This is a genomic window from Macrococcus equipercicus (assembly GCF_024205945.1).
In the GTDB taxonomy this organism is placed as follows: Bacteria; Bacillota; Bacilli; order Staphylococcales; family Staphylococcaceae; genus Macrococcus; species Macrococcus equipercicus.
In genome coordinates this window covers 1,762,627-1,775,636 of record NZ_CP073809.1, presented here as the reverse complement: position 1 = coordinate 1,775,636, position 13,010 = coordinate 1,762,627, and the positions used below count along the sequence as shown (strand labels likewise).

Here is a 13,010-nt window from a genome sequence, read left to right as displayed (position 1 = left end):
AAATTAATATAGCTTAAAAAGAGGTGACGACATGAGATTTGGTATAGTAGGCACTAACTGGATTACTGACCGGCTGATTGAAGCAGGTCAGACAACAGCAGAATTTGAAGTGACAGCAGTCTATTCAAGAACAAAGGAAAAAGCCGATGACTTCGCTGATAAACATCATATTGAGTATCGATTTGATAACTGGGAGGCGTTTCTTGCGAGCGATACATACGAAGCAGTGTATATTGCAACACCGAACTTACTGCACGCCCGCCAGTCGATAGATGCGATGAAGCACGGCAAACATGTCTTATGCGAAAAGCCGCTGACATTAACTGTCGCACAGGCAAAAGAGATGTTCCAGACAGCCCGCGACAATAACGTTATATTGATGGAAGCAATGAAATCAACAGAATCAGCAGCATTCAGAAAGCTTGAAGAGTGGATTCATGAAATCGGCTTGATCCGTCGTGTGAACTTCCACTACAATCAATATTCTTCGCGTTATGACAAACTGAAAGAAGGTATCATTGAAAATGCCTTCAAACCGGAGCTTGGTAATGGCTCATTAATGGATCTCGGCGTCTATACAATTGCGCCGCTCGTCAAACTGTTCGGCGTACCGGATACGCTGCATGCAGCAGCTGAAAAACTGTCGACTGGAGCCGACGGACAGGGGACAGTGCTCTGCCAGTACAGCGACATGACGGCAGTGCTCAGCTTCAGCAAAATTGCCGACAGCTATATGCCGTCAGAAATTATCGGTGAGGCAGGCATTATAACGATTGATAAGATTTCTGCTCCCAGTCATATCGTCAAGATGACTAGAGCAGGAGAGACACTCGAAGAATTTACGCATAGTGCACCACCGATGTCATACGAAGTCGCGAACTTCACGGAGGCGTGCAAAACGATGAAGCTGACTAATAACAACGAGCAGACGAGTCTTGACACGCTGCGCGTCGTAGAAGCAGTGAAAGAGCAGATTGGCCTGGCATTTTAATGGGAGGTCGCAGTGTGATAACTAACAAAGCATGGATGTTTTTAGTCATCGGCGGTCTGATGGAAGTCGTCTGGGCGGTAGGGCTGAAATACGCACACGGTTTTACCAGCATACCGTGGACTATTTTTACGCTGGCCGTCATGGCCGTGTCATTTTATTTCTTCGCCTATAGTCTGTCCAGGCTTGAAATCGGTACAGCTTACGCCATCTATACTGGAATCGGTGCTGTCGGTACAGTGCTGTACGGTTATCTTTTCCTTGATGAAGGCATGAGTCTGTTAAAAGCACTGCTTCTTATGACGCTGATCGGTTCCATCATCGGGCTGAAGCTTGTGGAAGGAGCTGAATCAGAATGAGCTGGATCACATTGATCGGTGCGGGTATCATGGAAGTATTGATGGTCATTGCGCTGAAAAACAGTAACGGCTTCAGCAATAAAAAATGGAGCGCCATCTGGTTTCTGCTCAGTCTGACAAGTCTGTTTCTGCTGTCGCTTGCTATCAAGGAGATTCCGCTCGGGACCGCGTACGGAGTATGGACCGGTATTGGAGCTATGGGAAGCGTAGTCGTCGGTATGCTGTTCTTCCAGGAGAAAGTGAGCCTGCAGAAAATTATATTGATTACATTGATTATCATCTTGATAGCCGGCTTAAAGCTAGTATGAAATATTGATTATTCTGATAAATAATGCTATTATATAAGTGCCATTTTTTCATTCTTGTAAATAAAGCGCCCAGGCAGCTGCCTGGGCGCTTTATTTACTATCTTTTCAGGACATCATGCGTTGATAAGTCCCGTTCCATAACGATCATCGCATAGGAACAGACGGGAAGAATCTTCTTGTTTTCCTGGCGGGCGTAAGCCACTACGCGGTCGACCAGCTGCTTTGCGACTCCTTGGCCGCGCAGCGATGGATCGACAAATGTATGATCAATCACTAATGTATCACCTTGCGGCACAAAAGTGATCTCCGCTTTGAAAGAAGAGCCTTCGTCGATATAGAAACGATTGTCACCTTGTTTAATATCCATGACTAACCTCCTGATTATGACAGTACATCAGTTAATTGAGGAACTACTTGTTTTTTACGTGATACGACACCTTTAAGGAGCGCTGTATTTTTATCAAGTGCAACATTGAATGCCTGCTCTACAGCTGCCTGTTCCTGGCCGAGCGCCAGCACTTTTGAATCAGAGTTGATGATGTCTGTGACCACTAGGACGAATAGATCATAGCCGTGCTGTGCTGTTTCAGCGTTGATGGCATTTTCGAGTTCTTCCTGACGGGCGAACACCTCGTCGATATCGACAGTATTCACTTGTGCGACACGTACTTCTTTGTCACCCATTGAGAATGATTTCGCATCGATGTTCAATAATTCTTCAGCTGTTTTATCCGCAGTAGAAGCACCGGCTTTTAGCATTTCGAGGCCGTATTCTTCTTTGGTGATGCCTGCAATTTTCTCAAGTTCTGCTGCTGCCTGCACATCTTCTGCTGTACATGTCGGTGACTTGAACAGCAATGTATCAGAAATAATGGCAGATAACATTAAGCCGGCTATTTCAGGTTTGATCTCAATGCCGTTCTCTTTGTACATTTTGTTCAGAATAGTTGCTGTACAGCCGACCGGTTCTGCCCGGTAATAAAGCGGCGCTGCAGTTTCGAAGTTGGAAATACGATGATGGTCGACTACCATTAATATCGTCGCTGATTCAATACCTGGTGCTGACTGCTGGAATTCGTTATGGTCAACAAGGATGACTTGTTCACCTTCTATTTTGTCGATTAACCGCGGCGCAGCGACATTGAACTGGTCAAGTGCGTACTGCGTTTCAGCGCTTACTTCGCCAAGTCTCACCGCTTCAACATCTTTACCGGCAGCTGTCTGAAGGTCCTGCATCACAAGAGCTGATGTAATCGTGTCTGTATCAGGATTTTGATGTCCGAAAGTCAAAATTTTAGTCATTGTTCTTCTCCTATTCCTTTAACAAGATAAATATAGTTTATCATGACTCACTATGAACCGTCATGCCGAGTGTGCTTCTGAAGTGAGAGAGTGCATAGCGATGGCCTTCTTCATTGAACGACTGCACGGCTGCTGCATCGACTGTCATGTCGTAACCAAGATTATAGCCGTCCACAGCCGTATGAAACACACAAATATCTGTACATACACCTGTAATTTCAATCGACTGAATACAACGCTCAGCCAGCAGCTGATGTAAGTTAGTGCCTGCAAATGCACTGTAGCGGGTTTTGTCGATCCATATCACGAGCGGGTTATCTTTATTCGCGTCATAGACTTCTTTGACACGTCCGTATAGTTCGCGGCCTGGTGTGCCGGCGATGTTATGCGGCGGAAACAGTTTTGTTTCCGGATGATAAGGGTCATTGTCGTGGTGCAAGTCCATCATGATGAAGACCGGACGTGCTGCCGCGACGTAATCATTGAATTTGTCGGCGATAGCACGATCAATCGACTGACCGGGTCTGCCGCAAGTCAATTTGCCGTCATCAGCGACGAAGTCATACGAATAATCAACGATCAGCAGTGCTTTTTCCATGTAATCATCCTCCAGTTGGGTATATAACAGTAATATCAATTTCATTATATAGGATATGTAGGTGTAAATCGTGAATAAAATTAAAAATACAATTAACGTAAGAAAATACGGTGCCACAGGAAAGAATGTTCTGCTCGATACACTCGGCATTCAGCTGGCGCTGAACCGGGCGAAGAAAGGGCCGGTTACCGTATACATACCGGCCGGTACTTATTATATCGGCAAGGAACTGGTCATTTACGCGCATACGACTTTGCTGCTGCATAAAGATGCCGTGCTCAGACGGATGAGTCCATTTGCAATGCTGAAGAACGGACTGAAAAGTGAAGGCTACAAGGGCTATGACGGCAACGGTCATATTACCATTAAAGGTGGAACATTTGATCAGTACGGGCATGTGTTGAACTATAATAACACGATTATGTCGCTCGGCCATGCAAGAGAGATATTAATAGAAGACGTCACTTTCAAAAACGTTGTGCAGGGTCATGCCATCGATGCATGCGGGATTGACGGCTTTGAAGTGCGTAACTGTAAGTTCCTCGGTTTCCGGGATGACACCGGGACACGGGCATTCTCAGAAGCCGTCCAGATTGACCTGCAGCTGAAAGACTCATTTCCGAAGTTCGGTGAATACGACGGCACACCAACGAAAAACGTCATTATTTCAGGCTGTTATTTCGGCAATTCCGATGAACCGCTGATGAAGCCGTGGAACCGTGCAATCGGCTCGCATGCAAGCCGCTATGAGATTTATTACGAGAATATCTTTATCGAGAACAATACATTTGATAAGATGGGAGACTACGCGCTGACGTTCCTGAAAAGCAAAGTGCTGCGTATTACCGGCAATACATTCAATGACTGCGAAGGCGGTGTCCGGTATCTTGCAGTCAATAAAGGCAAATATTCAGTGGACGCTGATGGCATTGACCAGGGTGTTCAGGCGGGAGAGATGACGATGATTGACAATAATCACTTCCATTCCATCAACAGCAAGTATGCCATTCTGTTTCAAAGCTATGAAGGCGTCCATAATAAAGACATCTTCATCATTGATAATACGTTCAGTGAAGATGAGAGCTGCCGCGTTAAAATCGGTTTCGCTAAAGGGGTCATCTGTGCGCAGAACAGCCATCTGAAGAAACTGAAAAAGCAGGAAGTAGAAGATTTCTACGATGAGCTTACAGAGCGTCAGGAAAGTCACGGAGAGAAATAACGCTTAGTGACAAACTAAAAAAATCTTTGGCTGCGCGCTGCAGGCAAAGATTTAATAATGACACCGATTATGATAGTTACTGCTCAAGCTGCTGCAGAAATGGGCAGCTTTTTTTGCTGCGGTAATAGAAGTTAGGGTTATTGTACGTATTATCATAACCTTTATGGAAATTATGGACGAGCGACGGCGAGATGGGCGGAATGAGCCATGTCCAGTCTCCCGTGACTTTGCGCCCTTCTGCCAGTTCATTCTGTTCAAACTTCTCGAACTGCCTGCTCGCTGTATAGTGGTCGACGATTGAAACACCGGCTGTCTTAAAGGAGTGATAAACTGCATAGTTGAGCTCAACGAGTGCTTTGTCACGCCAGTAAGTGACAGTCGTTGAACGGTCGAGCTGAAAGGCATCAGCGATTTGCTCAAGCAGGTCATAGCGATAAGTGTCAAGCAGGTTGCGGCTTGCAATCTCAGATTCCATATACCAGCCGTTAAACGGCGCGCATGAATAAGTGATGCCGCCGATACGAAGATCCATCGCTGAAATCATCGGTACAGCGTACCATGTTAAGTTGAGCTTCGAGAACGCCGGATAAGCCGGATGAACAAGCGGCACTTCCATAATGACATCCGCCGGAATTTCAAACGTCTTCAGTTCTCCGTCATAGCGGTAGAGCAGCGGAAGGATATGAGAGCGGCTGTCTGTCATTTGTTCAACCTGCTGTTTGAGCGGCCCTGCTATAGGGTCATCTGCATATCTGACAAGCTGGTCATTGACGATGACAAACGGCGCATCAGCCGCCTTCCCTTGAGGGAAAATAGTAATAGTCGGCCGGATTTTACCACTGTTCGTCGCATAATCAATATGATGGACGACAGCATCCAGCAGCTCTGCTTCAGCCGTCAGATGTCTTTTGTCGAGGACATGGAGCTTATCCCAGAACAAGCGGCCGATACAGCGGTTGCTGTTACGCCAGGCGACTTTCGCTCCGTAATCAAGTTCCTCGAACGTATGGTGATAGGTGCCCGTCGCTTTGATTTCTGACTCAATGCTATGCAGCCGTTCTGCTGTAATGGTATATGGAATATTCAGTTCACGGTGCATAAGTTCTATAAATTCAACAGCTTCTGCATACAAAAAAATCACCTCTTAATATCATCATAGCATGAAGGAAATTAAGAGGGATACGGAGTTTGTTACCTTTTATTTAACTTTATCGCGAATTTCTAATGACTGGTCGTTTACGCTGTCATAATGACTGCGCCAGTCAGTTACAATACGTGCAAGCTGATTCAGGTTTTCCTCGGTCGAGATAGAATAGCGGACCACTTCCTTTAGCAGCGCATCATCAGGATAAGTTCTCGGCAGGAAGCCGTGCGACTCGATGTAGCGGCCGAGTGATAAGGCATTCTCACCATACGTCATAATGAAGTTAGTGTGCGATGGAATGACATTGATGACATCCGACTGATTCAGGAAGATAGCCTGGAGCTGTGCCGCCCGGGCGCGCTGATAAGCGAAGAACTCATCAAGGCTCGGCTGATCACGTAGTAGATGAGTGGCCAGCTGCAGACTGAGTGTATTGATCGGATAAGGATGATGGATGCTGTTCAATAGGGCAATAGTATCAGGGTGAGTGATGACAATACCGATTCTGAGACCGGCGAAACCATAAATCTTGCTCATCGTCCGCATCTGAATGACGTGTTTACCGGCAGGCACTGAGTAAGGCTCACTGAACTCGATGTAGGCTTCGTCGAGCACGAAATAGCCGCCGAGCGCTTCCATTTTGTCGCTGCACTGCTGGATGAAGTCATCGCTGAACAGTGCACCGGTCGGATTGTTCGGCTGACTCAGGATGAAGAATGACGGCTTCAGGTCATCCATTGCTGTCAATATTTTAGTGAGATCAAAGCTGAAATCTTCTTCACAGTTAACATAATGAATCGGACGTTTAAGCTGCGCCGCGTAATCGGTATACATAAAGAAATCCGGATTGATCGTCAGCACGGGACCATCGCCGAGCGCAATCATGCATTTCTGTATCCATTCATCAGAACCATTGGCTGCTGACAGCTGGTTTTTGTCAAAGCCGTTATAAGTGGCATAAGCCTCCAGAAATTCATCGTATTCATCATCCGGATATTCAAAAAACCTGGAATTGACGACGATTTCCTTTAAAGTCTCATCTGTGAAAGCACGGATAGGACTTTCATTTTTGTTGATTCTGATCAATTAAGCCACCCCTTTAAAGTACTGAATTATCTGAAAATTAATATACCATGCTATGTATTATGACGCAATGCCCTGTGATGTTTTTTTAATGAAGAGAAATGTAGCGGCGCTTGTCATGAGAATCAACAGGCCGACAAGTACAAAGTAATACTGATTGCCGGAATAATGGATCATCATACCGCCGATGATAGGACCGGTAATACTGCCTGCACTGAACGCCATGCCGCACATCAAGTTGCCGGCAGGCATCAAATGACTCGGTGTGATGTCGGCCATATAGCTGACGCCGAGGGAGTACAGCGAGCCGACAAATACACCTGCGAGAAAGAAAATCATTATCATCATCCAGCTGCTGCCGATGAACAAGTCGGCACTGATAAAGGTCAGTCCGCCGAGCAGTGTCAGCACCGCCATGACATGACTGCGCTTATATTTATCGGTCAATCCGCCGATCGGCACTTGAAACAAAATTGAACCGAGGCTGAAAGCCGGCAGAATCAATGTGATATCGCTGAGTGTCAGCTGATTTTTCAAGGCGAACACGGGAAAGTTGCTGTTCAATGTGCTTTCAAGCAGCCCGAATATTAACGGAAAGATAAAGGCAATCCACGACACTTTAATGACTGTCCCGAAGTTGTTGAGTGTCGAGCTGAACGAAATCGCCCGCTCGTCAGACGGCGGGAAACTGTTTTTCAAATTGAACGTCAACAAGAACGCACAGAGCGTCATACCGGCACTCACTAAAAAAGGCAGCGCTGCATGATACTCGACAAGCTTCGCCAGCAGCGGTCCGAGCATGAAGCCGAGAGAGAAACTGAGGCCATAGACGGCCATCGTCTTCCCGAGCTTATGCTTCGGTATGATTTCTGTCAGCCATGACTGCGTTGAAAAGTGAAGCGTGTTATCACCGATTCCGACAATCAGACGCAGAATAAACCAGACCGTCATTGAATTAAAGACGGGGAACAGGACAAGCGACAAAAAGACGAGCAGCCCGCCGCAGACGATGAGCGTCCGGTAGCCGAATGTCCTGAGCAGCCCTTCCAGAAACAGCGAGGCTGCAAACACGCCGATATAGAGCGAAGTGGCATGCAGGCCGTTAATGTGGCTCGGCACATGTTCCCGCTCAAAAATATAGGCGATGAGCGGCAGCAGCATCCCTTGCGACAAGCCTGATATCGACACGACGATAGTTAAGACAACAATAAGTTTTTTCTGTTCCATAGCGTTCTCCATTTTCTGTTAATAGCTTTAGTGTAGCATTATATTCCTCGGATTTTGAATTTAAATAGGGTATGTTAAACTAAATATATCAAAAGTAAATGAGGGATTGAGATGTTTCTAAAAGAAGACGACAGTTTAATGCTACATACTGATTTGTATCAGATTAATATGGGAGAGACATACTGGTTTGATGGTATCCACGAAAATACAGCGGTATTTGACGTGTATTTCCGCAGCATGCCGTTTGATTCAGGTTATGCAGTGTTCGCCGGGCTTGAACGTATTATTGAATATATTAAACGTCTGAAGTTCTCGCCGTCTGATATCGATTATTTAAGAGAGCAGGGCTTTCAGGAAGATTACCTGAGCTATTTAAAGGAACTTCGCTTTACCGGCAATATCCGGTCGATGCGTGAAGGAGAGATCTGTTTCAACAACGAACCGCTGCTGCGTGTCGAGGCGCCGTTAATTCAGGCGCAGCTGATTGAGACAGCGGTGCTGAACATCATCAACTTCCAGACATTGATAGCGACTAAGGCGAGCCGCATTAAACAAGTCGTCAAAGATGAGCTTGTCATGGAATTCGGTACACGACGTGCCCAGGAGATGGACGCGGCGATCTGGGGAGCGAGATCGGCTTATATTGCAGGATTTGACTCAACGAGCAATGTCAGAGCAGGCAAACTGTTCGGCATCCCGATCTCAGGAACGCATGCTCATGCGATGGTCCAGGCTTATGACGACGAATATATTGCTTTTAAAAAGTATGCAGAGCGCCATAAAAACTGCGTCTTCCTCGTCGATACATTCCATACATTAAAGAGCGGTGTCCCGAACGCGATTCGCGTTGCAAAAGAGCTCGGCGATAAAATCAACTTCGTCGGTATCCGTCTCGATTCAGGAGACTTGAGCTATTTGTCAAAAGAAGCGCGCAAAATGCTCGATGACGCAGGATTTAAAGATACTAAAATCTTCGCTTCCAATGACCTTGATGAAGAGACAATCATCAGTCTGAAGCAGCAGGGCAGCAAAATCACGGCGTGGGGAATCGGTACGAAGCTGATCACCGCTTATGACCAGCCGGCGCTCGGGGCCGTCTACAAGCTTGTTGCTATCGCTGACGATAACGGCGTGCTGCAGGACCGCATCAAAATCTCTAATAACGCTGAAAAAGTGACGACGCCCGGTAAAAAGAACCTTTACCGCATCATCAACAATAAAACCGGCAAATCTGAAGGAGACTACATTACACTTGACCATGAAAATCCTTCAGCAGAAGCAGAACTGAAAATGTTCCATCCTATCTTTACTTACAAGAAAAAACGGGTAAAGGATTTTACGGCAAAAGATCTGCATGTCGATATCTTCAATGAGGGCGAACTTGTTTACACGACGCCGCGTCTTGACGAAATCGCAGCATACCATCTGGAGAACCTGGAGTTAATCTGGGAGGAGACAAAGCGCCATTTGAATCCGCAGGAATATCCTGTTGATTTAAGTACAGCATGCTGGAACAACAAAAATGACAAAATACACGAAGTATCTAATAAAGTAGAGGACGTGGAATAAATGACATTACAAGAAACTATCATTCAGGAACTGCATGTAAAACCTGAAATCAATCCGGAACAGGAGTCACGTGCGATTATCGACTTCCTGAAGACTTATATGAAGCAGTACGGCTTCTTAAAATCAATGGTGCTCGGCATCTCCGGCGGCCAGGATTCAACGCTTGCCGGTAAACTTGCACAGCTGGCTGTCAATGAACTGAACGAGGAAGGCGGCGATTATTCATTCATCGCTGTCCGTCTTCCGCACGGTGTGCAGAAAGACGAGCAGGACTGTCAGGATGCACTTGACTTCATCGGTGCATCACAGGAACTGACGGTCAATATTAAGGCGAGCGTCGATGAAAGTGTCAAAGCACTGAAAGAGGCAGGCATTGAGCTCACAGATTTTCAAAAAGGTAATGAGAAAGCACGCGAACGTATGAAAGTCCAGTATTCTATCGCTGCATCGAACAGCGGCATTGTACTTGGCACAGATCACGCGGCAGAAAGCATCACCGGCTTCTATACTAAGTATGGTGACGGCGGTGCTGATGTACTTCCATTGTTCGGTCTGAATAAGCGGCAGGGCCGGGCTATACTGAAACAGTTAGGCTGTCCGGAGCATCTTTACAATAAACAGCCGACCGCGGATCTTGAAGAAGACAAGCCGCAGCTGCCGGATGAAGTGGCGCTCGGTGTCACTTATGAAGCGATTGACGATTACCTGGAAGGTAAAGAAGTGACAAGTGAAGCGCGTGAAACCATTGAAAAGCATTATCTGAAAACACAGCATAAACGCATGATGCCGATTTCCAGATATTCGTTTGATGAATTAATCAAGTAATATTGCATCCTCTTCGATTGTTTGATAGAATTCGTTAGTACTTGAGGAGGTGCACCCTTGTTAGATAATCCATTAATCATGATAGCTGTCATCTTTTTAATCAATGTCATCTATGTGACATGTCTGACGATGAGAATGATCTTGACGCTTAAAGGTTACCGCTATTATGCTGCAGGCGTTTCGGTCATTGAAACAGTAATTTACGTAGTCGGTTTAGGGCTTGTTCTGAACAGTCTGGACAAAATAGAGAACGTACTTGCTTATGCGATTGGTTTCGGTGTCGGCATTATTATCGGCATGAAACTGGAAGAGTGGATTGCTTTAGGATATATTGTGGTGAATGTAACAACAGCGGATTATGAGAAAGACATCCCGAGAAAACTGCGCGATCTTGGTTACGGTGTGACGCACTATGCGGCGAACGGCCGTGATGGTCAGCGTATGGTGATGCAGATTTTAACGCCGCGTAAATATGAACTCAAACTGATGGACACTGTGAAGACGCTTGACCCGAAAGCTTTTATCATCGCCTATGAACCGAAAAACATTCATGGCGGCTTCTGGGTAAAAGGTTTACGCAGCAAACGGTTGAAATCCTATGACACAGATGAAGTTTGAAGTGAGAGAACATGAGACGCTTGCAGACTGCCTTGCTCGTATGCGGGAGGCGGGCTATACGCCGGTCAGACGTATGGAGAAACCTATCTTTCACGAAACAAAAGATGGTGAAGTAGAAGTGCTGAAACAGCAGATTGTATTTGTCGGACGGAAGATAGAAGAATAACAACAGGTTCAGTGATATACTATTGCTGAATCTGTTTTTTAGTTATAATAACGGACATTTTTAAAATTATTGTATTTAATGTACGGTTTTTTGTTATAATGAAGAAGACAAATTAACCATGATAGGAGCTTAATTTATGATCGAGCGTTATTCCCGTAAAGAGATGGCAAGTATTTGGAGCGAGCAGAACAGGTTTGAAGCATGGCTGGAAGTAGAAATACTGGCATGTGAAGCATGGAGTAAATTAGGTTATATTCCTGAAGAAGATGTGAAGTTGATCCGACAAAATGCACGTGTGGATGTGGAACGCGCAAAAGAAATCGAACAGGAGACGCGTCATGACGTCGTGGCATTTACCCGTCAAGTGAGCGAGACGTTAGGTGAAGAACGGAAGTGGGTGCACTACGGACTGACAAGCACAGACGTCGTTGATACGGCGCTGAGCTATGTCATTAAACAGGCGAATGACATCATCGAGAAAGATTTAGAACGTTTCATTGAAGTGCTGAAGCAGAAAGCGCTGAAATATAAGAATACATTGATGATGGGACGCACACACGGCGTCCACGCAGAACCGACGACGTTCGGTCTGAAGATGGCGCTCTGGTACATGGAAATGCAGCGTAATCTTAAGCGTTTCAAAGAAGTCCGTAAAGAAATTGAAGTCGGTAAGATGAGCGGTGCTGTCGGCACATTTGCGAACATTCCGCCGGAAATTGAAGCATACGTCTGTCAGGAACTCGGTATCGGCTTCGCTGAAATTTCTACGCAGACGCTGCAGCGTGACCGACATGCTTACTACGTGGCGACGCTTGCACTGATTGCGACGTCACTTGAGAAATTCGCAGTTGAAGTACGTAACCTGCAGAAAACAGAGACGCGTGAAGTAGAGGAGGCATTCGCAAAAGGTCAGAAAGGGTCATCCGCGATGCCGCATAAACGTAATCCGATCGGGTCAGAGAACATCACAGGGCTGGCACGTGTCATCCGTGGTTACGTGACGACTGCCTACGAAAATGTACCGTTATGGCATGAACGCGACATCTCACATTCTTCAGCAGAACGCATCATGCTGCCGGACGTGACGATTGCGCTTGATTATGCGCTCAACCGTTTTGCGAATATCATTGAGAACTTAACTATTTATGACCATAATATGAAACGCAATATGGATAAAACATTCGGCCTCATCTATTCACAGCGCGTGCTGTTGACATTGATTGACAAAGGCATGGTCCGTGAAGAAGCGTATGACTTAGTGCAGCCGAAAGCAATGGAATCATGGGAGACAGAAACACCGTTCAGAGAACTGCTTGAACAGGATGACAGAGTGACATCCCTGTTATCAGAGCAGGATCTTGATGACTGCTTCGACGAGACGCATCACTTGAATCAAGTTGATACGCTGTTTAGACGGGCAGGATTAGAATAAGAAATGGCAGCACACTGGCGGCAGTGTGCTTTTTTACCGGCGGTTAACAGAAAAATTTCCAGACTTTAATGATTTAATTCGACAAATTGCCTGAAACATGAGAAAATTATATATCGATATACGAAGCAATTTGGTATAACATGTTAAACTGTACTTTAATAGTTTAATGCGT

Annotated in this window: 15 protein-coding genes; 9 read left to right on the top strand and 6 right to left on the bottom strand. The window is 45.8% G+C overall.

Annotated elements, in window-relative coordinates; all coding sequences use genetic code 11:
- Positions 1–31 precede the first annotated feature (31 nt).
- From KFV11_RS09420 to KFV11_RS09410, 3 genes are read left to right on the top strand one after another with little or no spacing between them, the layout of a single operon-like run.
- Positions 32–991, top strand: a complete 960-nt coding sequence (locus tag KFV11_RS09420; RefSeq protein ID WP_149459608.1) for a Gfo/Idh/MocA family protein — start codon at positions 32–34, stop codon at positions 989–991.
- 35 nt (positions 992–1,026) lie between these two features.
- Complete coding sequence (locus KFV11_RS09415; RefSeq protein WP_254250617.1) at positions 1,027–1,347, top strand: DMT family transporter; 321 nt, start codon at positions 1,027–1,029, stop codon at positions 1,345–1,347.
- Positions 1,344–1,655 carry a DMT family transporter gene (locus tag KFV11_RS09410; protein ID WP_254249798.1) on the top strand — a complete coding sequence of 104 codons (312 nt, stop codon included), beginning with the start codon at positions 1,344–1,346 and terminating at the stop codon, positions 1,653–1,655. Before KFV11_RS09415 ends, KFV11_RS09410 begins: the two co-directional genes overlap by 4 nt.
- Before the next feature lie 97 nt (positions 1,656–1,752).
- Here KFV11_RS09410 and KFV11_RS09405 read toward each other — a convergent pair whose 3' ends face one another.
- The 3 genes from KFV11_RS09405 to KFV11_RS09395 are packed head-to-tail and all read right to left on the bottom strand — an operon-like array spanning position 1,753 to position 3,555.
- Positions 1,753–2,022 carry a GNAT family N-acetyltransferase gene (locus KFV11_RS09405; RefSeq protein WP_254249797.1) on the bottom strand — a complete coding sequence of 90 codons (270 nt, stop codon included), beginning with the start codon at positions 2,020–2,022 and terminating at the stop codon, positions 1,753–1,755.
- Between the two features lie 14 nt (positions 2,023–2,036).
- A complete protein-coding gene (locus KFV11_RS09400) occupies positions 2,037–2,957 on the bottom strand; it encodes a manganese-dependent inorganic pyrophosphatase (RefSeq protein WP_254249796.1) in 921 nt (306 codons plus the stop codon).
- Positions 2,958–2,997: 40 nt separating this feature from the next.
- Positions 2,998–3,555, bottom strand: a complete 558-nt coding sequence (locus tag KFV11_RS09395) for a cysteine hydrolase family protein (RefSeq protein ID WP_254249795.1) — start codon at positions 3,553–3,555, stop codon at positions 2,998–3,000.
- Positions 3,556–3,634: 79 nt separating this feature from the next.
- On the opposite strand from KFV11_RS09395, the gene KFV11_RS09390 reads away from it, so the two are divergent.
- Positions 3,635–4,774, top strand: coding sequence for a glycosyl hydrolase family 28-related protein (locus KFV11_RS09390; protein ID WP_149459630.1), 1,140 nt, complete (start codon positions 3,635–3,637; stop codon positions 4,772–4,774).
- A gap of 76 nt (positions 4,775–4,850) precedes the next feature.
- On the opposite strand, the gene KFV11_RS09385 is transcribed toward KFV11_RS09390, so the two are convergent.
- The 3 genes from KFV11_RS09385 to KFV11_RS09375 all read right to left on the bottom strand — a co-directional run bounded on the left by KFV11_RS09385 (position 4,851) and on the right by KFV11_RS09375 (position 8,228).
- Complete coding sequence (locus KFV11_RS09385) at positions 4,851–5,906, bottom strand: nitric oxide synthase oxygenase (protein WP_302054838.1); 1,056 nt, start codon at positions 5,904–5,906, stop codon at positions 4,851–4,853.
- Positions 5,907–5,972: 66 nt separating this feature from the next.
- Positions 5,973–7,004 (bottom strand): pyridoxal phosphate-dependent aminotransferase, encoded by a 1,032-nt coding sequence (locus KFV11_RS09380; RefSeq protein ID WP_254249794.1) that lies wholly within the window; start codon positions 7,002–7,004, stop codon positions 5,973–5,975.
- A gap of 57 nt (positions 7,005–7,061) precedes the next feature.
- Positions 7,062–8,228 (bottom strand): MFS transporter, encoded by a 1,167-nt coding sequence (locus KFV11_RS09375; protein ID WP_254249793.1) that lies wholly within the window; start codon positions 8,226–8,228, stop codon positions 7,062–7,064.
- 111 nt (positions 8,229–8,339) lie between these two features.
- Between KFV11_RS09375 and KFV11_RS09370 the strand changes: the two genes are divergently transcribed.
- The 5 genes from KFV11_RS09370 to purB all read left to right on the top strand — a co-directional run bounded on the left by KFV11_RS09370 (position 8,340) and on the right by purB (position 12,838).
- Positions 8,340–9,797, top strand: coding sequence for a nicotinate phosphoribosyltransferase (locus KFV11_RS09370; RefSeq protein ID WP_254249792.1), 1,458 nt, complete (start codon positions 8,340–8,342; stop codon positions 9,795–9,797).
- Positions 9,798–10,622 carry an NAD(+) synthase gene (gene nadE, locus KFV11_RS09365; protein ID WP_254249791.1) on the top strand — a complete coding sequence of 275 codons (825 nt, stop codon included), beginning with the start codon at positions 9,798–9,800 and terminating at the stop codon, positions 10,620–10,622. It abuts the gene before it with no gap.
- Between the two features lie 78 nt (positions 10,623–10,700).
- On the top strand, positions 10,701–11,240 hold the full coding sequence (locus KFV11_RS09360; protein WP_254250615.1) for a DUF2179 domain-containing protein: 540 nt from the start codon (positions 10,701–10,703) through the stop codon (positions 11,238–11,240).
- Positions 11,230–11,406: an NETI motif-containing protein gene (locus KFV11_RS09355; RefSeq protein WP_254250614.1), complete on the top strand. Its 177-nt coding sequence runs from the start codon at positions 11,230–11,232 to the stop codon at positions 11,404–11,406. Before KFV11_RS09360 ends, KFV11_RS09355 begins: the two co-directional genes overlap by 11 nt.
- Before the next feature lie 136 nt (positions 11,407–11,542).
- Entirely contained in the window at positions 11,543–12,838 is a 1,296-nt protein-coding gene (gene purB / locus KFV11_RS09350) for an adenylosuccinate lyase (protein ID WP_254249790.1), read from the top strand.
- The last annotated feature ends 172 nt before the right edge of the window (positions 12,839–13,010 follow it).

What these genes read in the sequence shown, in the direction of transcription:
- KFV11_RS09420 (WP_149459608.1), top strand. Translation starts at nt 32, where the DNA reads ATGAGATTTGGTATAGTAGGCACTAACTGGATTACTGACCGGCTGATT.
- KFV11_RS09415 (WP_254250617.1), top strand. Translation starts at nt 1,027, where the DNA reads ATGTTTTTAGTCATCGGCGGTCTGATGGAAGTCGTCTGGGCGGTAGGG.
- KFV11_RS09410 (WP_254249798.1), top strand. Translation starts at nt 1,344, where the DNA reads ATGAGCTGGATCACATTGATCGGTGCGGGTATCATGGAAGTATTGATG.
- KFV11_RS09405 (WP_254249797.1), bottom strand. Translation starts at nt 2,022, where the DNA reads ATGGATATTAAACAAGGTGACAATCGTTTCTATATCGACGAAGGCTCT.
- KFV11_RS09400 (WP_254249796.1), bottom strand. Translation starts at nt 2,957, where the DNA reads ATGACTAAAATTTTGACTTTCGGACATCAAAATCCTGATACAGACACG.
- KFV11_RS09395 (WP_254249795.1), bottom strand. Translation starts at nt 3,555, where the DNA reads ATGGAAAAAGCACTGCTGATCGTTGATTATTCGTATGACTTCGTCGCT.
- KFV11_RS09375 (WP_254249793.1), bottom strand. Translation starts at nt 8,228, where the DNA reads ATGGAACAGAAAAAACTTATTGTTGTCTTAACTATCGTCGTGTCGATA.
- KFV11_RS09370 (WP_254249792.1), top strand. Translation starts at nt 8,340, where the DNA reads ATGTTTCTAAAAGAAGACGACAGTTTAATGCTACATACTGATTTGTAT.
- nadE (WP_254249791.1), top strand. Translation starts at nt 9,798, where the DNA reads ATGACATTACAAGAAACTATCATTCAGGAACTGCATGTAAAACCTGAA.
- KFV11_RS09360 (WP_254250615.1), top strand. Translation starts at nt 10,701, where the DNA reads ATGATAGCTGTCATCTTTTTAATCAATGTCATCTATGTGACATGTCTG.
- KFV11_RS09355 (WP_254250614.1), top strand. Translation starts at nt 11,230, where the DNA reads ATGAAGTTTGAAGTGAGAGAACATGAGACGCTTGCAGACTGCCTTGCT.
- purB (WP_254249790.1), top strand. Translation starts at nt 11,543, where the DNA reads ATGATCGAGCGTTATTCCCGTAAAGAGATGGCAAGTATTTGGAGCGAG.